Source organism: Saccharothrix algeriensis (assembly GCF_016907655.1).
GTDB classification, from domain to species: Bacteria; Actinomycetota; Actinomycetes; order Mycobacteriales; family Pseudonocardiaceae; genus Actinosynnema; species Actinosynnema algeriense.
In genome coordinates, this window is sequence record NZ_JAFBCL010000001.1 from 4,509,973 (window position 1) to 4,534,963 (window position 24,991).

19 protein-coding genes are annotated in these 24,991 nt (G+C 73.7%); 14 read left to right on the forward strand and 5 right to left on the reverse strand.

The features are described 5' to 3' along the window. Positions 1 to 394: 394 nt before the first annotated feature. The gene (locus JOE68_RS20640) at positions 395 to 724 is read left to right on the forward strand and encodes a hypothetical protein (protein ID WP_204843936.1); all 330 of its coding nucleotides are present in this window, start codon (positions 395 to 397) and stop codon (positions 722 to 724) included. A gap of 195 nt (positions 725 to 919) precedes the next feature. Beyond that, complete coding sequence (locus JOE68_RS20645; protein ID WP_204843937.1) at positions 920 to 3,532, forward strand: CHAT domain-containing protein; 2,613 nt, start codon at positions 920 to 922, stop codon at positions 3,530 to 3,532. Positions 3,533 to 3,582: 50 nt separating this feature from the next. Here JOE68_RS20645 and JOE68_RS20650 read toward each other — a convergent pair whose 3' ends face one another. Beyond that, positions 3,583 to 4,761 (reverse strand): PQQ-dependent sugar dehydrogenase, encoded by a 1,179-nt coding sequence (locus JOE68_RS20650; protein ID WP_204843938.1) that lies wholly within the window; start codon positions 4,759 to 4,761, stop codon positions 3,583 to 3,585. An 11-nt stretch (positions 4,762 to 4,772) separates the two neighbouring features. Further along, positions 4,773 to 5,678 (reverse strand): alpha/beta fold hydrolase, encoded by a 906-nt coding sequence (locus JOE68_RS31915; protein WP_275584733.1) that lies wholly within the window; start codon positions 5,676 to 5,678, stop codon positions 4,773 to 4,775. 28 nt (positions 5,679 to 5,706) lie between these two features. Between JOE68_RS31915 and JOE68_RS20660 the strand changes: the two genes are divergently transcribed. Next, positions 5,707 to 6,621 (forward strand): 2-hydroxyacid dehydrogenase, encoded by a 915-nt coding sequence (locus tag JOE68_RS20660; RefSeq protein WP_204843939.1) that lies wholly within the window; start codon positions 5,707 to 5,709, stop codon positions 6,619 to 6,621. Positions 6,622 to 6,727: 106 nt separating this feature from the next. Beyond that, positions 6,728 to 7,519: a DoxX family protein gene (locus JOE68_RS32270; RefSeq protein ID WP_204843940.1), complete on the forward strand. Its 792-nt coding sequence runs from the start codon at positions 6,728 to 6,730 to the stop codon at positions 7,517 to 7,519. A 157-nt stretch (positions 7,520 to 7,676) separates the two neighbouring features. Here the strand turns inward: JOE68_RS32270 and ilvD are convergent, their stop codons facing one another. The 3 genes from ilvD to JOE68_RS31920 form a co-directional block, all read right to left on the reverse strand. Further along, positions 7,677 to 9,521, reverse strand: a complete 1,845-nt coding sequence (ilvD, locus tag JOE68_RS20670; RefSeq protein WP_204843941.1) for a dihydroxy-acid dehydratase — start codon at positions 9,519 to 9,521, stop codon at positions 7,677 to 7,679. 81 nt (positions 9,522 to 9,602) lie between these two features. Further along, positions 9,603 to 10,037, reverse strand: coding sequence for a vitamin K epoxide reductase family protein (locus JOE68_RS20675; RefSeq protein WP_204843942.1), 435 nt, complete (start codon positions 10,035 to 10,037; stop codon positions 9,603 to 9,605). A gap of 36 nt (positions 10,038 to 10,073) precedes the next feature. Next, positions 10,074 to 10,751, reverse strand: a complete 678-nt coding sequence (locus tag JOE68_RS31920) for a PH domain-containing protein (protein ID WP_204843943.1) — start codon at positions 10,749 to 10,751, stop codon at positions 10,074 to 10,076. 269 nt (positions 10,752 to 11,020) lie between these two features. Here JOE68_RS31920 and JOE68_RS20685 point away from each other — a divergent pair, with 269 nt between their 5' ends. From JOE68_RS20685 to JOE68_RS20730, 10 genes are all read left to right on the forward strand, one after another. Beyond that, complete coding sequence (locus JOE68_RS20685) at positions 11,021 to 12,853, forward strand: acetolactate synthase large subunit (protein WP_204843944.1); 1,833 nt, start codon at positions 11,021 to 11,023, stop codon at positions 12,851 to 12,853. Between the two features lies 1 nt (position 12,854). After that, a complete protein-coding gene (ilvN, locus tag JOE68_RS20690; RefSeq protein WP_204843945.1) occupies positions 12,855 to 13,361 on the forward strand; it encodes an acetolactate synthase small subunit in 507 nt (168 codons plus the stop codon). Positions 13,362 to 13,431: 70 nt separating this feature from the next. Next, a complete protein-coding gene (gene ilvC, locus JOE68_RS20695; RefSeq protein ID WP_204843946.1) occupies positions 13,432 to 14,445 on the forward strand; it encodes a ketol-acid reductoisomerase in 1,014 nt (337 codons plus the stop codon). 65 nt (positions 14,446 to 14,510) lie between these two features. Beyond that, a complete protein-coding gene (locus JOE68_RS20700) occupies positions 14,511 to 14,780 on the forward strand; it encodes a DUF397 domain-containing protein (protein WP_204843947.1) in 270 nt (89 codons plus the stop codon). A gap of 325 nt (positions 14,781 to 15,105) precedes the next feature. Next, positions 15,106 to 16,695 carry a phosphoglycerate dehydrogenase gene (serA, locus tag JOE68_RS20705; protein ID WP_204843948.1) on the forward strand — a complete coding sequence of 530 codons (1,590 nt, stop codon included), beginning with the start codon at positions 15,106 to 15,108 and terminating at the stop codon, positions 16,693 to 16,695. A 320-nt stretch (positions 16,696 to 17,015) separates the two neighbouring features. After that, positions 17,016 to 20,348: a S8 family serine peptidase gene (locus tag JOE68_RS20710; RefSeq protein ID WP_204843949.1), complete on the forward strand. Its 3,333-nt coding sequence runs from the start codon at positions 17,016 to 17,018 to the stop codon at positions 20,346 to 20,348. Positions 20,349 to 20,594: 246 nt separating this feature from the next. Continuing rightward, positions 20,595 to 21,635 (forward strand): 3-isopropylmalate dehydrogenase, encoded by a 1,041-nt coding sequence (locus JOE68_RS20715; protein ID WP_204843950.1) that lies wholly within the window; start codon positions 20,595 to 20,597, stop codon positions 21,633 to 21,635. 368 nt (positions 21,636 to 22,003) lie between these two features. Then, on the forward strand, positions 22,004 to 23,026 hold the full coding sequence (locus JOE68_RS20720; RefSeq protein WP_307819784.1) for a FecCD family ABC transporter permease: 1,023 nt from the start codon (positions 22,004 to 22,006) through the stop codon (positions 23,024 to 23,026). Beyond that, entirely contained in the window at positions 23,026 to 23,790 is a 765-nt protein-coding gene (locus JOE68_RS20725) for an ABC transporter ATP-binding protein (protein WP_204843952.1), read from the forward strand. The genes JOE68_RS20720 and JOE68_RS20725 overlap by 1 nt, the downstream gene beginning before the upstream one ends. Further along, complete coding sequence (locus tag JOE68_RS20730) at positions 23,787 to 24,770, forward strand: ABC transporter substrate-binding protein (RefSeq protein WP_204843953.1); 984 nt, start codon at positions 23,787 to 23,789, stop codon at positions 24,768 to 24,770. The genes JOE68_RS20725 and JOE68_RS20730 overlap by 4 nt, the downstream gene beginning before the upstream one ends. Positions 24,771 to 24,991: the final 221 nt, after the last annotated feature.

Below are 24,991 nucleotides of genomic sequence, written 5' to 3' on the forward strand. Positions count from 1 at the left end.
CCGCGCGCACCCCGCCTGCCGCGCGGCGCTCCCCGGTGGGGCGCGGTGCCGCCGGGCCGGTGTCGCGCCCGCGGCGGAGGCTGCGCCGCGGGCGCCCATTCCACCCGACCGGTCGGTCGGGTCATCCCCTTCTTGCGGTCTCCGCCGCGCCTGCGCTGTGTTAAGTCGTTCACCCAAACGGGTGGTAACGTCGCCCTAAAAGACGGCTCGGCCCAGGTCAAAGTGCCTCGCTGACCGCGGAGTGGTTGCTCTGGGTGAATTTACCCCGCACAGATGCGTCCATCTGTGTAAGGCTTGAGCCGTTCGGTGGGGCCGGGGGGCCGGCCGGACGATCAACCGCACCAGCCGTGCACCCCCGCCTCGCCGCGGGGTTCGTTGTAGGGGAGGACAACGCATGTCTGCTGAAACCGATCCCAAGCTCGTCGAGGAGATCGACGCCATCGGCGACGCCGTCGCCGAGGCGACCGACACCGCCGGTGTCGCGCTGCGGGTGTCGATCGGCGGTGAGCGGAAGGGCGGCGGCGGTTCGGTGCCCGAGGGGGGTCCGTACCAGACGCACAGCATGCCCGGCGGCGACCCCGACGACCCGGACGGCGGCCCGTACCAGCCGCACGAGCCGGACCCGGGCAAGACGCAACCGTTGACCCCGACCGGCGGTCCTTACCAGTCGCACTCCGCCCCGGAGGCGATCGCCGCCGCGGGAGCCGTCGCCGCGAAGAACTAGTCGCCGCGAAGGACCAGTCGCCGCGAAGGACCAGTCGCCGCGAAGGACCAGTCGCCGCGAAGAACCGGTCACCGCGAGGGAATTCCCCGCCGCGGGGAACTCCTCGCCGCGGGGACCAGCGGTGGGGCCGGCGCCGAGCCGGTCGCGCTGCCAGCCGGACGGGTGGCAGTGCGACCGGCTCGCCTGTGCTCTCATATGAGGGTGCCTCTGGCGACCGCCGACCCCGTGGGGGATGCCCGCGAACTGCACCGCAAGGGCAAGGCATCCGCTTCCGCGAACCGCTACCTGACCGCCACCCGCATCCTGCGCCGGGGGCTCGCCCTGCTCGACGGGGCCGCCGGCGGCCCGGACCCGGTGGGCCGGCTGGAGGTCCGCATCAGGCTGCTGATCACCCTGTCGTTCTGCCACGCCGAGACCGAGGGCCTGGAAGCGGGCCTGACCCGGCTCGCGACCGCCCGCGACCTGCTCGCGGACCTGCCCGGTGGCGCGCTGCGCGACGAGCTGACCAGCCTCGTCAACGGCGTCCAGGGCGTCCTGCTGTTCCGCGTGGGGCGCATCGAGGAGGGCATCGCCTACGTCGACCTCGACGTCGCCCACCACGAACGCCTGCTGGCCGCCGCCGACGACCCCACCGCCGTCGTCCAGTCCCTGGTCACCACGCTCACCAACCGCGGCAACGCCTACGGCGAGGTCCACCGCATCGCCGAGGCGGTGCGCGACCTCGACCGCGCCGTCGAGCTGGCCGCCGAGCACGACCTGCCGCTGCGCGCCGCGATCGCCACCCACGCGCTGGGCAACGTGCTGCGCCTGGCCGGCGACATCCCGCAGGCCCTGCGCCGCTACCAGGAGGCCAACCGCGCCTTCCGCGAGCTGGAACCCGGGCTGCTGCTGCGCCTGGGCATCGACCAGGCCGAGGCGATGATCAGCGTCGGGCTGGCCGACGAGGCGGGCCGGCTGCTCGACGAGGTGCTGCCCGAGCTGCGCCGCCAGCGCATCGGCCAGGACGTCGCCGAAGCCGAGCTGTACCGGGGCGCGGCGGCCCTGGCCGACGGCGACCTGGCGACCGCCCGCCGCATGGCCAGGTCCGCGCAGCGCCGGCTCGTGCGCCGCGGCAGCCCCGCGTGGGCGGCCGTCGCGGGCCTGATCGAACTGCGCGTGGACGTGCTGCGGGCCATCGAGTCCCGCCGCTCGTCACCGGCGGTCCTGCGCCGCGCCCTGGAGCTCGCGGCCCGGCTCGACGCGCTGCGGCTGCCCGACCAGGCCACCGTGGCCACCGTGCTGGCCGCGCGCATGGAGGTGCGGCACGGCAACCTCGACAGCGCCGCCGACCTGCTGCGCGGCGTGGCGGGCGCCCGGCGCTTCGCCCCCATCGACCACCGGATGCTGCTGCGCCTGTGCCGGGCGGAACTCGCGCTGGCGCGCGGCAACCGGCGGGTGGCGCTGGCCCAGGCGAAGGCGGGGCTGGCCGAGCTGGGCCGGCTGCGCGACCGGATGGGCGGCCTCGAACTGGTCTCCGGCACCGCGCTGCACGGTCGCGAGCTGGGCGACCTGGCCGTGCGGCTGGTGCTGCGCGGCGGCGACTCGGCCGCGACGGCCCGCCGCCTGTTCACCTGGCTGGAGCGCACCCGCGCCCAGCTCTACCGCTACGACCCGGTCGAGTCCACAGTGGACTCGGCGCTGAGCGAGCGGATCGCCGAGGTCCGCCGGCTCAGCCGCGCCCTGCTGCGCGCCCGGCTGGACGGCCTGGCCACCGGGCAGCTGGAGGACCGGCTGGCGGCCGGCCAGCGGGAGGCCATGCGCCTGGGGTGGAGCGAGAGCCCGTGGGGCAGGCCCCGCCCGGTGGCCACCGCCGACGAGGTGGTGGCCCGGCTCGGCGACCGGGCCCTGGTGAGCTTCGCGGCGTGCGGCGACGAGCTGGTGGCCGTCGTCCTGGCCGGCGGGCGGGTCCGGATGCGCCGCCTCGGGTCGGCCGAGGAGGCGACCGAGCGCGCCCGCCGCCTGCACGCCGACCTCAACGCCCTGGCGCCCGACCACCTGCCGCCGCCGCTGGCGGAGGTCATCGCGGCGTCGGCCCGCCGGGAGGCCGAGAACCTGGACCGCCTGCTCCTGCGACCCCTGGCGGGGCTGATCGGGCAGCGGGAGCTGGTGGTGGTGCCGACCGGGGCGCTGCACGTGGTGCCGTGGGGCGTCCTGCCCACGTGCGCGAACCGCCCGACGGTGGCGGTGCCGTCGGCGACCTCGTGGCTGTCCACCACCCGGGCCGACGGCGAGCAGACCTCCGGCGTCCTGCTGGTCCGGGGGCCGGGCCTGCAGGCGGCGCAGGGCGAGATCGACCGCCTGGCGGGCTACCACCGCGACGCCAAGCTGCTGGGCGTGGCCGACGCCAAGGTCGGCTCGGTGCTCGACTCGCTGGACGGGGTGGACCTCGCCCACATCGCGGCGCACGGCGAGCACGAACCGGAGAACGCCCTGTTCTCCCGGCTGGAGCTGGTCGACGGCGCCCTGTTCGCCCACGAGGTGGGCCGGGTCCGCCGCCCGCCGCGCCGCGTGGTGCTGGCGGCGTGCGAACTGGCCCTCAACCGCGTGCGGCCCGGCGACGAGCCGCTGGGCTTCGCCGGCGCCCTGCTGGCGGGCGGCGCGCGGACGGTCATCGCCGCGTCGAGCCGGGTGGGCGACAAGCCCTCCGCCGAGGCGATGGCCGACTTCCACCACAACCTGGCCGCCGGCGCCTCCCCCGCGGTGGCCCTGGCCGAGGCGGTGGCGGTGGACCCCCTGCGCCGCCCCTTCGTCTGCCTGGGCTCGGGCTGAGGCCGACCCCGCCCATCCCTCGCGGGAGGGGCGGTGGACCGGCGGCGCGGTCAGTCCCGGCCGTTCTCCGAGCCGGACTGGCGGACGACGACGGCCACCCGGTCGTCGCTGGACACCGGGGCGCCGCCGGCGTCCTTGTTGACCGTGCCCACCAGCGCGGCGTTGTCGTCGATCGCCACCATCGCGCCGATCCGCCCGTAGCCGCCCTCCTCGTCCAGGTAAGGCTCCGGCTTGCCGGTGAAGCCGCCATCCGGGTTCATCGGCAGCACCAGCGTGCCCGGCGCCCTCGACGTGCCCAGCCAGACCGCGTTCGACAGCGCCGCGCAGCCGCTCACCCCCGGCTTGTCCGGCCACGACCACGCCGGGTCGCCCAGCGGCCTGCCCGCCTCCACCCGGTACAGCAGGTCGCCGGCCGCGCCCGCGTCGGTCACCCACGTCTTCGAGCCGTCCCCGGACACGCACAGCCCGCCCGGCGACCGCAGGCCCGACGCCAGCACCCGCGAGCCCTCCGTCGGGTTGCCGCGCGCCGGCTGCCCCGACCCGTCGATCCGCAGCACCTTCCCGGCCAGCGACGCCGGGTCGGCGGCCGACGCCGGGTCGCCCGCGTCGCCGGTGGCCACCAGCAGCGCGCCGGTCCGGTCGTGGGCCAGCACGCCCCGGTTGCCCGACGGGCCCCTCGGGATGCCGGTCAGCACGGGCTTGGGCACGTCACCGGGCGCGATCCGCAGCACGCGGTTGTCGGTCGGCGTCGTCAGGTACACGTAGACGAGCTGGTCCTCCGGGTAGGTCGGCGACAGCGTCAACCCGGTCAGCCCGCCGTCGGACGACGCGTCCACCTCGAACGCGTGCAGCACCACCGGCTCCACGTCCTTGGTGACCCGCACCAGCCGACCCGTGGCGCGCTCGGTCGCCAGCGCCGTCACCGCGCCCGTCGTCTGGTTCACGTCCGTCAGCGCCACCGCCGACACGGGTGACAGGCACGTGCCGACGACCGCCGGGTTGAAGTCCTTGCAGCCCTGCGGCGGCGGCACGGGGGTCTGCTGCCCCGGCCGGCCCTGGCCGGGGCTGCCCGGCAGCTGGCCGGGCAGCTCGGGCTCGGGCCCGGCCTGCGGCGTGAGCTGCGGCGCGGGGCTCCACCCGGTCGGGGCCGGCTGCTCGGGGAAGCTCGCGCAACCGGCGGCCAGCAGGCCGACGGCGCAGCCGACCAGCACCCCACGGAGACGTGACACGGTCGCCAAGGCTAGGCGCGCGGTCGTGAACGTGAGGTGAGCAGGTCGGGCGCGCCCCGCCCCGCGGCCGGGCCGCGGGCCTCCTCCAGCGCCCGGTCCACCGCCCGGTCCACCGCCGCCGCGCGGTCCAGCAGCAGCACCAGCTCGTCCACCACCACCCCCGGGGCCTCCAGCGGCAGGAAGTGCGTGTTCGGCAGCACCCGGACCCGGGCCTGCGGCAGCCCCGCCACCGGGCCGACCACGCTGTCCGGCGCCGCCAGCCAGTCGTACCGGCCGGCCAGCACCGTCGTGGGGCACGTCACGCCGGTCAGGTCCAGCCTCGGCGCGCTCCCCAGCGCGAGCGCCAGCGTGAAGTACCAGCCCCAGTCGTGCTCCAGGAACCGCCGCAACGACTCCACCACCGGCCACGGCCCGCCCGGCGCCGGCACCCGGTGCAGCACGGCGCCCAGCAGCGGGCCCACGCGCCGCAGGGCCTTCGCCGACGCCACCCCGACCAGCCTGCGCACGTCCTCCGGCACGCCCGGCAGGCCGAGGACGCCCGCGAACGGGTCACCCGGCGCGCCCGCCACGAGCATCAGCCCCGACACCCGGTCGGGGTGGCGCAGCGCCAGCGCGGCGGCCACCGTGACGCCCATCGCCCAGCCCACCACCACGCACCGCTCGACACCGCCCGCGTCCAGCACGGCCACCGCGTCGGCGACGTGGTCCCGCAACCCGATCCGCGCCGGGTCGGCCGGGCGGTGCGAACCCGGCGTACCGCGGTGGCGCCAGCCGTGGACGCGCGCGACCCGCAGCACCGGCCACGCGGTCGGCGCGGCGCCCAGCCCGGGGCTCAGCAGCACGTCCGGACCGTCCACGTCGGTGCGCCACGCCCCGATCCGGGTGCCGTCGTCGGAGAACACGACATGTTCCCGCATGGCCGACAGTGTGCCGTAGCGTGCGGGTGTGACGCTTACCGTGTTGGTCCCCGACGACCTCGGCCTCCGCGTGCTGTCCGCTGTGGAGGGTGTGCGCCCGGTCCGGTACTCGGCGGGCGCCGAGCTGCCGCCCGAGGCCGCGCACGCCGAGGTCCTCGTGCCGAAGTTCCTCCAGGACACCGACCCGCGCGAGTTCTTCGGGCGGCTGCCTAAGTTGCGCCTGGTGCAGTTGCTGAGCGCGGGGGCGGAGCGGTTCATCGGGACCCTGCCCGACGGGGTGGCGCTGTCCACGGGCCGCGGCGCGCACGGCGGCAGCACCGCCGAGTGGGCGATCGGGGCGCTGCTGGCGGTCTACCGCGACTTCCCGGTGTTCGAGCGGGCGCGGCAGGAGCGGCGGTGGGACTACCACCTGACGGAGACGTTGCAGGACAAGGAGGTGCTCGTCGTCGGGGCGGGCGACCTCGGCGAGCAGTTCCGGCGGCGGCTGGAGCCCTTCGGCGCGACCGCGACGATGGTCGGCCGCACCGCGCGGGACGGCGTGCACGGGGTGGCCGAGCTGCCGGAGCTGGTCGGCCGGTTCGACGCGGTGCTGCTGGTCGTGCCGCTGACCGAGGAGACCGCGGGGCTGGTGGACGCCGCGCTCCTGGCCCGGATGAAGGACGGGGCGATCCTGGTCAACGCGGCGCGCGGGCCGGTGGTGGACACCGACGCCCTGGTGGCCGAGCTGGTGTCCGGGCGGCTGCGGGCGGCGCTGGACGTGACCGACCCGGAGCCGCTGCCCGCCGACCACCCGCTGTGGACCGCACCGGGCCTGTTCCTGACGCCGCACGTGGCCGGCTCCTGCACCGGCCACGCGGAGCGCGCCTACGCCGTGGTCGCGTCGGAGGTGGAGCGGTTCGCCCGCGGGGAGGAGCCGCGGAACCTGGTGCGCGGCGCCTACTGATCCCGGCCCCCGCGGCCGGCCCGCCTTCGATTAGCCCTTCCGGGTTAGCCCAGGAGGCGCAACGGACGCTCGCGGACATCCCCCGAACCTCCTAACGTGCGGGTGCGTGGCTACTCACGACGACGCCCGGAAGCCCTCGGGCGGCTACTCCGACGAAGGTCTCCACCAGGGTCCGACGAGCGGCGCGGGCGGAGGGGCGCACCACTTCGACGACACCCGGGCGACGGGCGACACCGCTGCCTTCGACACGGCTGCCTTCGACACGGCCGGCTACACCCCGCCGGGCTACACACCGGACGCCGCCGGCTACACCCCGATCGACACGTCCACCCCGCCGGGCAGGCCGGCCCACCGCGCCGAGGACGGCCGCGAACCGCCCAGGTGGACGGGCAGCGCCGACCTCGGGCTGCTGGTGCTGCGCCTGGCGCTGGGCGGGGCGTTCCTCGGCCACGGCCTGCAGAACCTCTTCGGCCTGTTCGGCGGGGTGGGCGTGGACGCGTTCGCGGGCAACCTCGCCGACCTCGGCTACCGGCAGGAGCGGATCCTCGCGTGGGTGGCCGGCATCGCCGAACTGGTCGGCGGCGGCCTCCTCGTCCTGGGCCTGTTCACCCCGCTGGCCGCGGCGGCCGTCCTGGGCGTGGTGGCCAACGCCATCGCCCAGAAGTACGGCGCCGACCCGTTCCCGGCCGAAGGCGTCCGCCACTTCCTGACCCCGGAGGGCGTCGAGCAGGAGGTCGCCTACGCGGCCATGGCCTTCGCGCTCCTGTTCACCGGCCCGGGCCGCGCAGCGCTCGACCGCAACCGCGGCTGGTTCCGCCACCCGCTGCCGGCCGGCGTCCTCTGCCTCCTCCTGGCCGCCGGCGCGGCCACCACGACCCTGCTGGTGTTCCACGACTGACCGCGCCGCCCCGCGCCCGCCCACCGCGCAAGCGGTTGCGACCGACGGGGCGCCGGCGAGCGGGCTGCCCGCGACCAGGCCGCCCCGTTCCCGCCGCGGGCCGGGCGGCCGGGGAGGCCCGCACGCCGCACCGCCGTGCCGCCCCCCGTCCGCGGGGTCACCGGTTCACGTCGCGCACCGCTCCCTTCGACGCGTCCGTCGTCAGCAGGGCGTAAGCCCGCAGCGCCGCCGTCACCGGGCGCACGCGGTCGACGGGCTGCCACGGGCGCTCCGACGCCTCCACCTTCGCCCGCCGCTCCGCCAGCACCTCGTCCGGCACCTGCAGCTCCAGCTTCCGGGCGTGCACGTCGATCAGGATCCGGTCGCCGTCCTCCACCAGGCCGATCACCCCGCCACCCGCCGCCTCCGGCGACACGTGGCCGATCGACAGGCCCGACGTCCCGCCCGAGAACCTGCCGTCGGTGATCAGGGCGCACTTCTTGCCCAGCCCGGCGCCCTTGAGGAACGCGGTCGGGTGCAGCATCTCCTGCATCCCCGGCCCGCCCGCCGGCCCCTCGTAGCGGACCACCAGGACGTCACCCGGCTGGATCTCCTTGTTCAGGATCACCGACACCGCCTGCTCCTGGGACTCCACGACCCGCGCCGGGCCCTCGAAGCGCCACAGGTCCTCGTCGACGCCCGCCGCCTTGATGACCGCGCCGTCCTCGGCCAGGTTGCCGCGCAGCACGGCCAGCCCGCCGTCCTTCGTGTACGCGTGCGCCACGTCCCGGATGCAGCCGCCCGCCGCGTCCGTGTCCAGCTTCGACCAGCGGTTGGCGGTGGAGAACGCGCGGGTGGTGCGCACGCCGCCGGGGGCCGCGTGGAACAGCTCCACGGCCTCCGCGGACGGGGACGCGGCCCGCACGTCCCACTTCGACAGCCACGACGCCAGGTCGGGGGAGTGCACCGAGTGCACCGACTCGTCCAGCAGCCCCGCCCGCCACAGCTCGCCCAGCAGCGCCGGGATGCCGCCCGCCCGGTGGACGTCCTCCATGTGGTAGTCCGAGTTCGGCGACACCTTCGACAGGCACGGCACCCGCCTGCTCAGCGCGTCGACGTCGGCCAGCGTGAAGTCGATCCCGCCCTCGCGCGCGGCGGCGAGGATGTGCAGGACGGTGTTGGTCGAGCCGCCCATCGCCATGTCCAGCGCCATCGCGTTCTCGAACGCCGCCCGGGACGCGATCGAGCGCGGCAGCGCGGACTCGTCGTCCTCGCCGTAGTAGCGGCGGCACAGCTCGACCACCGTCCGGCCGGCCTCGGCGAACAGCGCGCGCCGGGCCTCGTGCGTGGCCAGGGTGGAGCCGTTGCCGGGCAGGGCCAGGCCCAGCGCCTCGGTCAGGCAGTTCATCGAGTTGGCCGTGAACATGCCCGAGCACGAGCCGCACGTGGGGCAGGCCGAGCGCTCGACCGCCGTCAGGCCCTCGTCGTCCACCTCCGGGGACGCCGAGGCCGCGATCGCCGTGATCAGGTCCGTCGGCGCGACCGCGACCCCGTCGACGACGACGGCCTTGCCCGCCTCCATCGGACCGCCGGACACGAACACGACCGGGATGTTCAGGCGCATCGCCGCGTTCAGCATCCCCGGCGTGATCTTGTCGCAGTTGGAGATGCACACGATCGCGTCGGCCTGGTGCGCGTTCACCATGTACTCGACCGAGTCGGCGATGATCTCGCGCGACGGCAGGGAGTAGAGCATCCCGCTGTGGCCCATGGCGATGCCGTCGTCCACCGCGATGGTGTGGAACTCGCGCGGCACGCCGCCCGCCTCGCGCACCGCTTCGGCCACGATGTCGCCGAGGTCGCGCAGGTGCACGTGCCCCGGCACGAACTGCGTGTACGAGTTGGCGATGGCCACGATCGGCTTGCCGAAATCGCTGTCGGTCATGCCGGTGGCGCGCCACAGCGCGCGGGCGCCGGCGGCGTTGCGGCCGTGGGTCGTGGTGCGGGAACGGAGCGGTGGCACGGCTCCTCCAGAGTCTGCTCAAAAGCTGTGTCGCGAAAAGGCGCGGGGTGGGCGCCGGAGTCCGGGAGCGGTGCCCTGAGGCTACTCCCGCCGCAGCTCCGCCGTGACCAGCACACCGGCGAGCGCGAGTGTGACGACGTGCACGGCGGTGCACCACAGGCAGACCTTGCCGATCAGCACGACCTCGGCCGCGACCAGGTAGACCACGAACAGCACGCCCACGGCGACGGACCCGAGCCGCACCCAGCGCAGCCGCCGGTCCCGCCACGCCGCGGGCAGGCACAGCGCCGTCAGGAACGCGAAGAACAGCAGGCCCAGCACGGCGACCGGGATGCCGAACAGCTCCGACTGCTCACTGGTGGTCACGGTGCCGCAGTCGACGACCTCGCCCTCGGCGCACAGCAGGACGTCGGCCGAGAAGTGCGCCGCGGTCATGTAGGCCGACACGGCCAGACCGGCCAGGGACAGGACGAGGCTGACCGGTGCGACCCAGCGCACCTGCGTGTTCGACGTCACTCACCGCATTTTACGTAGGTCGGTGTCGCGTCCGGGTCAGGGCTCGCCGTGCGGTCGCGCGGCGTTCCCGTCCGCCTGCGGCCCGTCACCGGCCGGCCCGTCCCCCGCCCGTTCGGGACCGGTCCTGCCGGGTTCCGCCCCGGCCGAGCCGGTCCTGCCGGGGTCGGGCTTGCCGGGGTCGGGCTTGCCGGGGTCGGCGGGCGCGGGCCCGGCGGTGCCGGGCTCCAAGGCCGCGGGTGCGGCGGGCGCGGCGACGTCCGCGGGCCCGGCGTCGGGGGCCGGTCCGGCGGGGGCGGGTTCGCCGGCGCCGGGTTCGTCGGTGTCGGGCCGCGCGGTCGGGTCGCGGAAGCGGCCACCGCTCACCGCGGCCAGCGCGGGCAGGTGGCCCGCCCGCACGGCGGGCAGCCGGACCTGCGACCGGTCCCCCAGCACGGCGCTCAGCCAGCCCTTCGGCACGACCTTGATGGCCGTCACGTCGTCCCACGCCAGCACCCGCTTGGAGAACGTGCCGCGCGCCACCAGGCGCGTCGCGTCCACCGTGGTCCGGTTCCGCAGCACCCACCACGCGAACCCCAGGGGCAGCAGGTAGAGCGCCTGGAGGCCGGGCGCGGCCCACGCGACCGGGGTCACGCAGATCAGGAGGCAGCCCGCCGCGAGCAGGGCGGGCGCGGGGATCCGGAACACGAGCTTGTCCACATCACGGGATGCTGCCACCGCTCCTCCGGAGGGGTGATGGCAGCCCCGGTCCACCCGTGCCGGGTGTCCACGATCCGGGAGTGCTGTCCCGCACAGTTGACGCCCGTCGCGGTTGACGGTTAACGTCACCGCCATGCAGCGCAACCTCGTTCTCGTACTTCCCAGGCGCGTCGCCGCCTAGGCTTATCGAGCTTGCGTCGACGCGCGACCCTCGTCCCACCCGTTCGGGTTGGCGAGGGTTTTTTCGTGCCCGGACCGTGCATCCTCCATTACCCACGAGGCAGACAATGACCAGCGCAACCTCGCGACAGGCTCCCGGCGAGCCACCGTCGCCCCGCCCTGGACCGCGGCCGAAACCGGCCCCGCCGAGCGGCGCCCCCGTCCGCGTGACCGGCGCCCAGTCCCTCGTCCGCTCGCTGGAGGCGGTCGGCTGCGAGGTGGTCTTCGGCATCCCCGGCGGCACGATCCTGCCCGCGTACGACCCGCTCCTGGACTCCACCAAGGTGCGCCACGTCCTCGTCCGCCACGAGCAGGGCGCCGGCCACGCCGCCACCGGGTACGCGCAGGCCACCGGGCGGGTCGGCGTGTGCATGGCGACCTCCGGCCCCGGCGCGACGAACCTGGTCACCCCGCTGGCCGACGCGAACATGGACTCGGTGCCGGTGGTCGCCATCACCGGCCAGCAGTCCCGGCCGCTGATCGGCACCGACGCGTTCCAGGAAGCCGACATCTGCGGCATCACCATGCCGATCACCAAGCACAACTTCCTGGTCACCGACGCCGCCGACATCCCGCGCGCGATCGCCGAGGCGTTCCACCTGGCGTCCACCGGCCGCCCCGGCCCGGTCCTGGTCGACATCCCCAAGGACGTGCTGCAGGAGACGACCTCGTTCTCCTGGCCGCCGGAGCTGCGCCTGCCCGGCTACCGGCCGACCACCCGCCCGCACGGCAAGCAGGTGCGCGAGGCGGCGAAGCTGATCGCCGCGGCCAAGCGGCCCGTGCTCTACGTCGGCGGCGGCGTCATCAAGGCCGACGCGTCGCCGGAGCTGCTGCGGCTGGCCGAGGAGACGAACATCCCGGTCGTCACGACGCTGATGGCGCGCGGCGCGTTCCCCGACTCGCACCGCCAGCACCTGGGGATGCCGGGGATGCACGGCACGGTCTCCGCGGTCGCCGCCATGCAGAAGTCGGACCTGCTGGTCGCCTTGGGCGCGCGGTTCGACGACCGGGTCACCGGGCAGCTGTCGACGTTCGCGCCGGACGCGCAGGTCGTGCACGCCGACATCGACCCGGCGGAGATCTCCAAGAACCGGCGCGCGGACGTGCCGATCGTCGGCGACTGCAAGGAGATCATCGCCGAGCTGATCGAGGCGGTCCGGGTCGAGCGGGAGGTCCGCACCACCGACCTGACCGGGTGGTGGGAGCAGCTGGACGCGCTGCGGACGACGTTCCCGCTGGGCTACGACTGGCCGGAGGACGGCACGCTGTCCCCGCAGTACGTCATCGAGCGCATCGGCGCGCTGACCCCGGCGGGCACCCTGTTCACGGCGGGCGTCGGGCAGCACCAGATGTGGGCCGCGCAGTTCGTCGGCTACGAGTCGCCGCGGACCTGGATCAACTCCGGCGGCCTGGGCACCATGGGCTACGCGGTGCCGGCGGCGATGGGCGCCAAGGCGGGCGTGCCGGAGGCCCAGGTGTGGGCGATCGACGGCGACGGCTGCTTCCAGATGACCAACCAGGAGCTGGCCACCTGCGCCATCGAGAACATCCCGATCAAGGTCGCCGTCATCAACAACGGCAACCTGGGCATGGTCCGCCAGTGGCAGACCCTGTTCTACGGCGAGCGCTACTCCAACACCGACCTGGGCACGCACAAGCACCGCATCCCGGACTTCGTGCTGCTGGCCGAGGCGCTGGGCTGCGCCGGGCTGCGCGCGGAGTCGAAGGAGGAGGTCGACGCGGTGGTCAAGAAGGCGATGGAGATCAACGATCGCCCGGTCGTGATCGACTTCGTGGTCGGCAAGGACGCCCAGGTCTGGCCCATGGTCGCGGCGGGCACCGGCAACAGCGAGATCATGGCCGCCCGCGGCATCCGCCCGCTGTTCGACGAGGACGAGTGAGATGACGAGGCACACCCTGAGCGTTCTGGTCGAGGACAAGCCCGGCGTCCTCGCGCGGGTGGCGGGCCTGTTCTCCCGCCGCGGCTTCAACATCGAGTCGCTCGCCGTCGGCCGCACCGAGCACCCCGACATCTCCCGCATGACGATCGTGGTGTCAGTGGAGGAGCTGCCGCTGGAGCAGGTCACCAAGCAGCTCAACAAGCTCGTCAACATCATCAAGATCGTGGAGCTGGAGACCACCGCGTCCGTGCAGCGCCAGCTGCTGCTGGTCAAGGTGCGCGCCGACGCGACCGTCCGCAGCCAGGTCCTGGAGACGGTGCAGCTGTTCCGCGCGAAGGTCGTCGACGTGTCGCCGGAGGCGGTCACCGTCGAGGCCACCGGCACGTCCGAGAAGCTCGACGCGCTGCTGCGGATGCTGGAGCCCTACGGGCTGCGCGAGATCGTCCAGTCGGGCATGGTCGCCATCGGCCGCGGCGCCCGCTCCATCACCGCGACCGCGGTGCGCTGAGATCCGTTCGAGTGAGCGCCCGCCCACCGCAGGCCGGCGTCGATCGACACTAGGAAGGGAAGTACCACCAGTGAGCGTCGAGATCTTCTACGACGACGATGCCGACCTGAGCATCATCCAGGGGCGCAAGGTCGCGGTCATCGGCTACGGCAGCCAGGGCCACGCCCACGCGCTGAGCCTGCGCGACTCCGGCGTCGACGTCCGGATCGGCCTGCCCGAGGGCTCGAAGTCCCGGGCCAAGGCCGAGGAGGAGGGCCTGCCGGTCGGCACGCCCGCCGAGGTCTCCGCCGAGGCCGACCTGATCATGATCCTGGCGCCGGACACCGCGCAGCGGCACATCTACGCGCAGGACATCGCGCCGAACCTCGCCGACGGCGACGCGGTCTTCTTCGGCCACGGCTTCAACATCCGCTACGGCCTGATCGAGGTCCCGTCCAACGTGGACGTGGCGATGGTCGCGCCGAAGGGCCCCGGCCACCTCGTGCGGCGGCAGTTCGTGGACGGCAAGGGCGTGCCCGCGCTGATCGCGGTCGAGCAGGACGCGTCCGGCAACGCCCAGGCGCTCGCCCTGTCCTACGCCAAGGGCATCGGCGGCACGCGCGCGGGCGTCATCAAGACGACGTTCAAGGAGGAGACCGAGACCGACCTGTTCGGCGAGCAGGCGGTGCTGTGCGGTGGCGCGTCGGCGCTGGTGCAGGCGGGCTTCGAGGTGCTGACCGAGGCCGGCTACGCGCCCGAGGTGGCCTACTTCGAGTGCCTGCACGAGCTGAAGCTGATCGTGGACCTCATGTACGAGGGCGGCATCGCGCGGATGCGGTACTCCATTTCGGACACCGCCGAGTACGGCGACCTCACCCGCGGCCCGCGCGTCGTCACGCCCGCGGTCAAGGAGGAGATGCGCAAGATCCTCGGCGAGATCCAGGACGGCACCTTCGCCACCGAATGGGTGAACGAGGACGACGCCGGCCGCGGCAACTACAAGAAGTTGCAGCAGGAGGGCGAGCAGCACCCGATCGAGGAGGTCGGCAAGAAGCTGCGCGGCCTCATGTCGTGGGTCGACCGGCCGATCACCGAGACCGCCTGAACCCCTTTCCCGGGACGGAGCCCGCGGTGCCACCGGCGCCGCGGGCTCCGGTATACCTAGGCGGCATGAGCGACAGCGCGCCGATCTACGACGACAAGGCCCACGTGCGGGGCAACCTCGACCTCACCGGCGCCCGGTGGATCCGCAGCGACGAGGGCGCGGAGGACGAGGAGGAGCACGTCGAGATCGCGTTCGTCGAGCACACCGACGGCGTGACGTACACGGCGATGCGCAACTCCGCCCACCCCGAGGGTCCGGTGCTCGTCTTCACGCCGGCCGAGTGGGAGGCGTTCATCCTGGGCGTCAAGGACGGGGAGTTCGACGAGCCCTGGTAGGCGTCGCCCGCGGTCCGGCCGCGCCCGGCCGGGCCGTGACGCACCCCCGGCGGCGCCGGGGCCCGCCTGCGCGGCGACCCGCCGTCCGCCCGCCGCCGATCCGCCGTCCGGCCGCCCGCGCGGGGCCGTCACCCGCCCGGGGGCGCAGGACACGCGTACCGGAAACCAGCAGGTGGGACAACGCACCCGGGTGTCGGGAAGCGCCGCCGCGCCGGCTATGCTCGTCCACAACCCGGACACACTGCCGTGGCCGGCCGGCGCGGGTATCGACTCGCTCAGGCGGCCCCGCGCTCCCCACCCTCCTCGCACACCCGGGAGCACGTCCGTGACCAAGCCCGTTGTCCTGATCGCCGAGAAGCTAGCCCCGTCCGTTCTCGACGTCTTCGGCGAGGGCATCGAGGTGCGCCACGTGGACGGCACCGACCGCCCCGCGCTGCTCGAAGCCGTGGCCGACGCGGACGCGCTGCTGGTCCGCTCCGCGACCAAGGTGGACCGGGAGGTCTTCGCCGCCACCACGAAGCTCAAGGTCGTGGCCCGCGCGGGCGTCGGCCTGGACAACGTGGAGGTCCCGGCGGCCACCGAGCGCGGTGTCATGGTGGTCAACGCGCCGACGTCCAACATCGTCAGCGCCGCCGAGCACGCCGTCGCGCTGCTGCTCGCCACGGCCCGCCAGATCCCCGCCGCGCACGCCACCCTCCAGAACCACGAGTGGAAGCGCAGCAGGTTCAACGGCGTCGAGATCAACGGCAAGACCGTCGGCGTCGTGGGCCTGGGCAAGATCGGCCAGCTGTTCGCCGCCCGCCTCGCCGCCTTCGGCACCACGCTGATCGCCTACGACCCGTACGTGAGCCAGCAGCGCGCCGCCCAGCTCGGCATCGAGCTGGTGTCGCTGGACGAGCTGCTGGAGCGCGCGGACGCCATCTCGATCCACCTGCCGAAGACCCCGGAGACCAAGGGCCTGATCGGCGCCGAGCAGCTGGCCAAGGTCAAGCCCGGCGTGATCATCGTCAACGCCGCGCGCGGCGGCCTGGTCGACGAGGAGGCGCTGGCCGAGGCGGTGAAGGAGGGCCGGGTCGGCGGCGCGGGCATCGACGTGTTCAGCACCGAGCCCACCACCGAGAGCCCGCTGTTCGGCCTGCCCAACGTCGTGGTCACCCCGCACCTGGGCGCCTCCACCGCGGAGGCGCAGGACCGCGCGGGCACCGACGTGGCCAGGTCGGTGCTGCTGGCGCTGCAGGGCGAGTTCGTGCCGGACGCGGTGAACGTGCAGGGCGGCGGCGTGGTCGGCGAGGAGGTCCGCCCGTACCTGCCGCTGGTGCACAAGCTCGGCACGGTCGTCGCGGCGCTGTCGGCGAAGGCCCCGACGAGCGTCACCGTCGAGGTGCGCGGCGAGCTGTCCACCGAGGACGTGGCGGTGCTGCCGCTGGCGGCGCTGCGCGGCGTGTTCTCCAGCGTGGTCGAGGAGCAGGTCACCTTCGTCAACGCGCCGAGCCTCGCGGCCAGCCTCGGCGTCTCGGTCGACCTGACCAAGGAGCCGGAGAGCGCCAACCACCGCAGCCTGGTCACGGTGCGCGCGGTGCAGGCCGACGGCGCGGTCATCACCGTCTCGGGCACCCTCACGGGCCTGGACCAGGTGGAGAAGCTGGTGGGCGTCAACGGCCGCGGCTTCGACCTGCGCGCCGAGGGCAACGTGCTGCTGCTGGACTACCCCGACCGCCCCGGCGTGATGGGCACGGTGGGCACGCTGCTCGGCGAGGCCGGCGTGAACGTGGAGGCCGCGCAGATCAGCCAGACCAAGGACGGCGCGGACGCCTTCATGCTGCTGCGCGTCGACCGCCCGGTGGACACCGCCGTGCTGGACCCGATCGGCGCGGCCGTCGGCGCCCGCACGGTGCGCGCGGTCGACTTCGGCTGAGGGGCGACGTTCGCGGCGCGCGGCCGGGCCACCCGGCCGCGCGCCGGCGTTTCCCCCGACCGGGGGAAGCCGGCGCGGACCTCATCCCCGTGACATCGCCGCAGGTAGCGCCAGCGATACCGTTCACCGTTGAACGGTGAAATCTGTGGGTGTCGTCACTCGTTCGGACTAATTGATCGGCTCGGTGGACGGATTAGGTTCCACCCACGAGGTCGACCCGGTGCCGTAGAGGGCACGGCACCACGCGAGCGGCTCCCCTCCCTACCGGACACGTGCGAGGCTGCCCGCGGGGTCGTACCAGACCTCGGTTGGGGCACGTTGTGAGCCGATCTCGCGTTGTCGCCAGATCAGCGGTACCGGTGTTGGCCGCGATCCTCGTCGCCGGCTCGACCGCCGGCACCGCGCTGGCCGCGGAGGATCAACTGGCGCCGTCCGTCGCAGCCGCGCGCGGACTGGACGCCGGCGGACTGAAGTTGAAGGTGGGCAAGCGCCTGTCGGCGGCCCGGGGCAAGGTCACCGCGTTCGTGGAGTTGGAGGCCAAGCCGGCCGTCGACACCTACACCGAGAAGACCGGCCAGGGCGCCTCCAAGCAGCAGGCCAAGGAGGCCGCCAAGGCCACGAAGAACGACACCGCCAAGGTCGTCGACTCCGTGGTGACGGACCTGAAGGGCAAGGACGCCTCCACCAAGGAGGTCTACCGCACCGCCAACGGCGTGCCCGGCGTGGTCGTCACGGCCGACGCCGCGAAGGTGCGGGAGCTGGCGCAGCGCGGGGACGTCAAGTCCGTGCGCACCGTGGTGCCGAAGGTCCGGCAGAACTCGTCCGCCGTGCAGCTGACCAACACGCTCAAGGCGTGGCAGCAGTACGGCCGGCTCGGCGAGGACACCCGCGTCGGCATCATCGACACGGGCATCGACTACACCCACGCCGACTTCGCCGGTCCGGGCACGGTCGAGGCGTTCAAGGCGATCGACGAGACCAAGGTCGACGCCTCGTACTTCCCGACCGCCAAGGTCGTCGGCGGCTACGACTTCGTGGGCAACGCCTACGACGGCGCCTCCACCGACCCGGCGGTCAACACCCCCAAGCCCGACCCGAACCCGATCGACTGCAACGGTCACGGCACGCACGTCGCCGGCACCGCGGCGGGCTTCGGCGTCAACGCCGACGGCTCGACCTTCAGGGGCGACTACGCCAAGCTCACCCCCGAGGCGCTCGACGCCCTGCGCGTCGGCCCCGGCACCGCGCCCAAGGCCCTGCTCTACGCCCTGAAGGTGTTCGGCTGCGAGGGCTCGACCAACGTCACCGCGCAGGCGCTGGACTGGTCGCTCGACCCCGACGGCGACGGCGACTTCTCCGACCACCTCGACGTGGTCAACCTGTCGCTGGGCTCCGACTACGGCGCGCCGGACGACCCCGACTCGCTGTTCGTGCGCAAGCTCAACGCCTCCGGCGTGGTGACGGTGTTCTCCGCGGGCAACGGCGGCGACCTCTACGACGTCGGCGGCTCGCCGGGCAGCACCCCCGAGGCGCTGACCGTGGCGTCCACCCGCGACGCCTACGTGCTGCGCGACGCGGCCGAGGTCACCGCCCCGGCGGGCGCCGCGGGCCGCAAGCCCGGCCAGTACAGCCAGAACTACGACTACGAGGGCAAGTCCGTCACCGGCGCGGTCGTCCCCCTCGGCGACGCCGGCAACAAGGACGGCTGCCTGCCGCTGTCGGCCGCCGACCAGGCCGCCGTCGCCGGGAAGATCGCCTGGCTGGAGTGGGACGACAACGACGCCAGCCGGCGCTGCGGCTCCGGCGCGCGGGCGAACAACGTGACCGCCGCCGGCGCGGTCGGCGCGGTGTTCACCTCCACGCTGGAGAACTTCAGCGCGGGCATCGCGGGCAACGCCGCCATCCCGGTCATCCAGCTGACCGGCGGCGCGACCGCCTCCCTGCGCCCGGCGCTGGCCACCGGCGCGCTGACCGTCCGCCTCGCGGGCGACCTGCGCACCGCGCTGCCCACCTACGACCAGGCGATCACCGACACGCCCAGCTCGTTCACCTCGCGCGGCGTGCGCGGCCCGGCCGTGAAGCCGGACATCGCGGCGCCGGGCGACACGATCGCCTCGGCGCAGGTCGGCTCGGGCAACAAGGCGCTGGTCAACAGCGGCACCTCGATGGCCGCCCCGCACACCTCGGGCATCGCCGCGCTGGTCCGCCAGGCCCACCCGGACTGGACGCCGGAGGAGGTCAAGGCCGCGATCATGAACAGCGCGTCCGCCGACGTGAAGGCCGACGGCAAGACCTACGCGCCCAACCGGGTCGGCGCCGGCCGCATCGACGGCAAGGCGGCCCTGGACAACCAGGTGCTCGCCTACGTGCAGGACGACCCGGGCGCGGTCAGCGCGACCTTCGGCGTGGTCGAGGTGACCAAGCCGGTGTCGCTGACCAAGACCATCAAGGTGGTCAACAAGTCCACCAAGTGGGTCGACTACACCGTCGGCTACGAGCAGCTGACCGGCATCCCGGGCGTGCGCTACGAGCTGTCGCAGGGCTCCGTCCGCCTCAGCCCGCGCGGCATCGCGCGGGTCAAGGTCACGCTGAGGATCGACAACCCGGCCGAGCTGCGCAAGACCGTCGACCCGACGGTGGCGCCGCTGCACCTGGACGTGCCGCGCCAGTTCCTGGCCGACGCGTCGGGCCGGGTCGTGTTCACGCCCCGGAACGGCTCCTCGGTCGCGCTGCGGGTGCCCGTCTACTCGGCGCCCAAGCCGGCGGCGGACATCAACACCCCGGACCGCGTGACCTTCCGGGGCGGCGCGGCGCAGTCGGTGCTCAACCTCACCGGCCGCGGCGTCGACCAGGGCGCCTACAAGTCGCTGGTCAGCGTGCTGGAGCTGCAGAAGTCCTCGCCGAAGCTGCGGGAGTGCCGCCGCAACGTGACGACGAACTGCACGCTCAACGACACCGCCAAGGGCGGCGACCTGCGCCACGTCGGCGTCACGTCCACCGCGCCGCTGGCCAAGGCGCAGGGCACGCCGCAGGACGCGCTGCTGGCGTTCGGCATCGCGACCTGGGGCAACTGGTACAACCTGGGCAACAACACGATCCCGTTCGTCGACGTCGACACCACCGGTGACGGCGTGCCCGACTTCGAGGTCTACGCCAACAAGCTCACCGACACCGACCTGCTGGTCGCCGTGACGCAGGACCTGCGCACCGGCGAGACCGTCGACATCCAGGCGGTCAACGGCCAGTTCGGCGACGTGGACACCAACGTGTTCGACACCAACGTGGTGGTCCTGCCGGTGCTGCTGACCGCGCTGGGCATCGACCCGGCGGCCGACACCGCGCGGATCTCGTACACGACCGGCGTGGCCGGCTTCTACGTCGCGCCGGGCGCGTCGAACGGCCTGATCGACTCGATCGACACCCCGTCGTCGTTCGACCCGCTCAAGCCGGGCCTGTGGGTGCAGGGCGGCGGCGACGCCGCGCTGTCCTACCGGGCGCGGCCGGGCACCGCGCTGGTGGTCAACCGGGACGCCGCGGCCCTGGCCGCCGACGGCTCGGACAGCCTGCTGGTGCTGCACCACCACAACGCCTCGGGCGACCGGGCGGACGTGGTCAAGGTGAAGGCGAACGGGGGCAACCGCGCGGCCGGCTGACCCGCTCCGGGCGGTCGGACGCCGTACGCCACTCTGGCCGGTCGGGGGTTGCCCCGGCCGGCCAGAGCCGTTTAAGCGCATCGGGTGACGGCCATTCGGCGGCACTGAACCGTTCGGGTGTCCCGCAGTCCGGGAGATATGGCCACTGAAGTGTGTTCCGAGTGCGGCGAACGGGTCTGCGACCGGTAGCCTTTCGCAAAGGAAACTAGTCCCGAGCAATGGGACTGATACCTGGGAGGTGTGTGGATGCGGCTCGCAGTGATCCCAGGAGACGGGATCGGGCCCGAGGTCGTCGCCGAGGCCCTGAAGGTGCTCGGTGAGGTCGTTCCAGCGGCTGAGATCACCCGCTACGACCTCGGCGCGGCGCGCTGGCACGCCACAGGTGAGTTGTTGCCGGAATCCGTGCTGGGCGAGCTGCGCCAGCACGACGCCATCCTGCTCGGCGCCGTGGGCGACCCGTCGGTCCCCAGCGGCATCCTGGAACGCGGTCTCCTGCTCCGCCTGCGGTTCGAACTGGACCACCACGTCAACCTGCGCCCGGCCCGGCTCTACCCCGGCGTGCGCAGCCCGATCGCCGACCCGCCGGAGATCGACATGGTGGTCGTGCGGGAGGGCACCGAGGGCCTGTACGCGGGCAACGGCGGCCTGCTGCGCAAGGACACCCCGCACGAGATCGCGACCGAGGTCAGCATCAACACCAGCTTCGGCGTGGAGCGGGTGGTCCGCGACGCGTTCGCGCGCGCGGCGGGCCGCCCGCGCCGGCACCTGACGCTGGTGCACAAGACCAACGTCCTGACCCACGCGGGCTCGCTGTGGTCGCGGGTGGTCGAGGAGGTCTCGCTGCAGCACCCGGACGTGACCGTCGCCTACCAGCACGTGGACGCGGCGACGATCCACCTGGTCACCGACCCGGCCCGGTACGACGTGATCGTCACCGACAACCTGTTCGGCGACATCCTCACCGACCTGGCGGCGGCCGTGACCGGTGGCATCGGCCTGGCCGCCAGCGGCAACCTGGACGTCACCCGCCGCAACCCGAGCATGTTCGAGCCGGTGCACGGCAGCGCGCCGGACATCGCGGGCCAGGGCGTCGCCGACCCGACGGCGGCCGTGCTGTCGGTCGCCCTGATGCTGGACCACCTCGGCGAGCACGAGGCGGCCCGGCGCATCGAGGCGTCGGTGGCCTTCGACCTGGCCACCCGCGACCACGCCTCGCCCGGCGCGACCTACGCCGTGGGCGACCGGCTGGCCGCGCTGGTCAGCTCCAACGTCCGCACCGGGGCCTAGCACCGGGACCAGACACCAGACACCGGGCTCCGGCGCCGGAACCCGGCGCCGGGACCGACCCGGACCACCCGCAGGCCGACCGCGACCCACCGTCGCGGGCGGCCTGCGCGTTCGTCCACAGGTGACCAGTCCCACCGGTCGGAGGTGGCCCCGGGGCGCGTCGTGCACGTAGGGTCGTGCGACGCCACCAGTGGGGGAAGTCCGGTCGAAGTCCGGCGCTGACCCGCAACGGTAGGCCCCCCGCGACGGGGGGCGAGCCCGATCACCCGCAGGCGGCAGAACGAGCACACTCCTGCCGTGGTCTGCGGGACGGTTGCGCCGGTCCCCCGGGCTGCGTGCCGCACGGCCACCCGTCCGAAAGGCGACCGGTGACCAAACGGCTGTGCGCCGGGCTGACAGCGCTCCTGCTCGTGTCCGTCGTGTGCGGTGTGGCCCTGGGGCCGGTGCGCGTCCCGCTCGGCGACGTCCTGCGGCTGCTCGGGGACGCCCTGACCGGCGGCGTCGTGCAGCCCGAGGAGGCCGGCCGGTACCGGATCGTGTGGGACATCCGGCTGCCGCGCGTGCTGCTGGCCGCCGTGGTCGGCGCGGGCCTGGCCGTCGTGGGCGTCGCTATCCAGGCGATGGTGCGCAACGCGCTGGCCGACCCGTACGTGCTGGGCATCTCCTCCGGCGCGAGCGTGGGCGCCACCGCCGTGGCCACCCTGGGCCTGTTCGCCTCGCTGGGCATCTACGCGCTGTCCACCGCCGCGTTCCTGTCGGCCCTCGCGGCCATGGCGCTGGTCTACCTCGCGGCCCGCCGGGGCGGGCTCACCCCGCTGCGGCTGGTGCTCACCGGCACGGCCATGGCCTACGGGTTCTCCGCCCTGGCGATGCTGATGGTCTTCCAGGCGCCGCACGGCGAAGCCGCGCGGGCGGCGATGTTCTGGCTGCTGGGCAGCCTGGGCGGGGTCACCTGGGCCTCGCTGCCGGTGGCGGCGGTGACCGTGCTGGGCGGCGTCGCCTACCTGCAGACCCGGGCCAAGCAGCTCAACGCGCTGTCCATGGGCGACGAGACCGCCACGACGCTGGGCGTGGACGCGACCCGGCTGCGCAAGGTCCTGTTCGTCGTCACCGCCGCCATGACCGGCGTGCTGGTCGCGGTCAGCGGCGCGGTCGGCTTCGTCGGCCTGATGATGCCGCACCTGGTCCGGCTGGTGGTGGGCTCCGACCACCGCCGCGTCCTGGCCGTCGCGCCCCTGGCCGGCGCGTGCTTCCTGATCTGGGTCGACGTCGCCGCGCGCCTGCTGGCGGCGCCGGAGGAACTCCCGCTGGGCGTCATCACCGCGGCGCTGGGCGTGCCCACCTTCGTGTTCCTCATGCGGGGACGCGGCTACGTGTTCGGAGGCCGGTGATGGAGATCGAACTCGACGGGGTCGCCGTCGACCGCATCCTGCGCGGGATCACGCTGCGGGCGGGCGCCGGCGAGGTGCACGGGATCGTCGGGCCCAACGGCAGCGGCAAGTCCACCACGCTGCGGTGCGTCTACCGGGCGCTGCGGCCCGCCGGCGGGGTGGTCCGGGTCGACGGGCGGGACCTGCACGACCTGCCGGTGCGCGACACCGCGCGGCGGCTGGCCGCGCTCACCCAGGACAGCCACGTCGAGTTCGACTTCACCGTGGCCGAGGTCGTGGCCATGGGCAGGCTGCCCCACCAGGGCGCGTTCGAGCGGGAGACGGCCGAGGACCGGCAGGTCTGCGCCGACGCGCTGTCCCGGATGGACGCCGCGCACCTGGCCGGCCGCAGCTTCCTGAGCCTGTCCGGCGGCGAGCGCCAGCGGGTGCTGATCGCGCGGGCGCTGGCGCAGCAGCCCGGCGTCCTGGTGCTGGACGAGCCGACCAACCACCTCGACATCAGTCACCAGCTCGCCGTGCTGGCGCTGACCCGGCGGCTGGGCGTCACCGTGCTGGCCGTCCTGCACGACCTGAACCTGGCCGCCGCCTACTGCGACCACCTGCACGTGCTGGACCGGGGGCGGGTGGTGGCCGGCGGGAAGCCGGCGGAGGTGCTCACCCCGGAGGTCCTGTGGGAGGTCTTCCGCGTCCGGGCCCACGTCGTGCCCCACCCCACCAGCGGCGTGCCGCAACTGCTGTTCGAACACCAGGAGGTCACCCCGTGAGGAAGCTCGTCGCCCTCGCCCTCGTCCTGTCCACCACCGGCTGCGGGGCGACCATCGCGACCCAGGAGCCCGGCGGCGCGAAGGTCACCGTCCGCAACTGCGGCCAGGAGGTCACCTACGACGGGGCGCCGTCCAAGGTCGTCACCAACGACACCGGCATCACCGAGATGATGTTCGCCCTCGGCCTGGCCGACCGCATGGCGGGCTACGTCATCGCCGGCGACAACAAGGGCACCGACGTCAGCACGTCGCCGTGGAAGGCGGACTTCGAGCGGCTGCCGAAGCTGGCCGAGAAGATCAACAAGGAGGTCGTGCAGGGCGCGGGCGCGGACATGGTGTTCGCCGGCTGGGGCTACGGCTTCTCCGAGAGCACCGGCTTCACCCCCGACGTCCTCGAGGAGCAGGGGATCGCCACCTACCTGCTGACCGAGACGTGCCGCAACGGCGTGGGCAAGCAGCGCGGCGTCATGCCGCCGCTGGAAGCGCTCTACACCGACCTGCGCAACCTCGGCGCGATCTTCGGGGTGTCGGCCAGGGCCGAGGAGCTGATCGCCGGGTACCAGCGGCAGGTCGCCGGGGCGGAGGAGCTGGTGCGGGGCAGGCCCAAGCCGAAGGTCTTCCTGTACGACAGCGGCCTGGACCAGCCCTACACGTCCGGGAAGAACGCCGCGCCGCAGGACATCATCGGCCGGGCCGGCGGCGAGAACATCTTCGGCGACCTGGACGACAGCTGGACCGCGGTGGGCTGGGAGACCGTGGTGGAGCGCAACCCGGACGTCATCCTGATCAACGACTACGCGGACGGCGACCTGTCCACGCCCCAGCAGAAGCAGGCGTTCCTGGAGTCCTACGCGCCGCTGAAGGAGGTGCCCGCCGTGCGGGACAAGCGGTTCTTCGCGCTGCCCTACGCCGCCCTCGTGGAGGGCCCGCGCAACCCGGCCGCCATCGAGGCTTTCGCGCGGTTCCTGGCGGGGGGCTGAGCGCCCGGCCGACGTTCGCGGGCGTTGCCCGTCGCCCAGCTGGTGGGACAACCCGTCCGTGGAGTGGTAAGCCCGGACGGGTTGTGGCAGTATTCGGCCCGTGGCTCTCCACGCCGTGATCATTATTTCGGAGCGCGCCGGGTAAGTGCTTCCCCAGCACCCGGCGCGCCGACCTCTCGCATGTTGCGGGGGGTCTTTTTGTTTTCCCAGATCTTCTAGGA

What these genes read in the sequence shown, in the direction of transcription:
- JOE68_RS20640 (WP_204843936.1), top strand. Translation starts at nt 395, where the DNA reads ATGTCTGCTGAAACCGATCCCAAGCTCGTCGAGGAGATCGACGCCATC.
- JOE68_RS20645 (WP_204843937.1), top strand. Translation starts at nt 920, where the DNA reads ATGAGGGTGCCTCTGGCGACCGCCGACCCCGTGGGGGATGCCCGCGAA.
- JOE68_RS31915 (WP_275584733.1), bottom strand. Translation starts at nt 5,678, where the DNA reads ATGCGGGAACATGTCGTGTTCTCCGACGACGGCACCCGGATCGGGGCG.
- JOE68_RS20685 (WP_204843944.1), top strand. Translation starts at nt 11,021, where the DNA reads ATGACCAGCGCAACCTCGCGACAGGCTCCCGGCGAGCCACCGTCGCCC.
- ilvN (WP_204843945.1), top strand. Translation starts at nt 12,855, where the DNA reads ATGACGAGGCACACCCTGAGCGTTCTGGTCGAGGACAAGCCCGGCGTC.
- JOE68_RS20700 (WP_204843947.1), top strand. Translation starts at nt 14,511, where the DNA reads ATGAGCGACAGCGCGCCGATCTACGACGACAAGGCCCACGTGCGGGGC.
- JOE68_RS20715 (WP_204843950.1), top strand. Translation starts at nt 20,595, where the DNA reads ATGCGGCTCGCAGTGATCCCAGGAGACGGGATCGGGCCCGAGGTCGTC.
- JOE68_RS20725 (WP_204843952.1), top strand. Translation starts at nt 23,026, where the DNA reads ATGGAGATCGAACTCGACGGGGTCGCCGTCGACCGCATCCTGCGCGGG.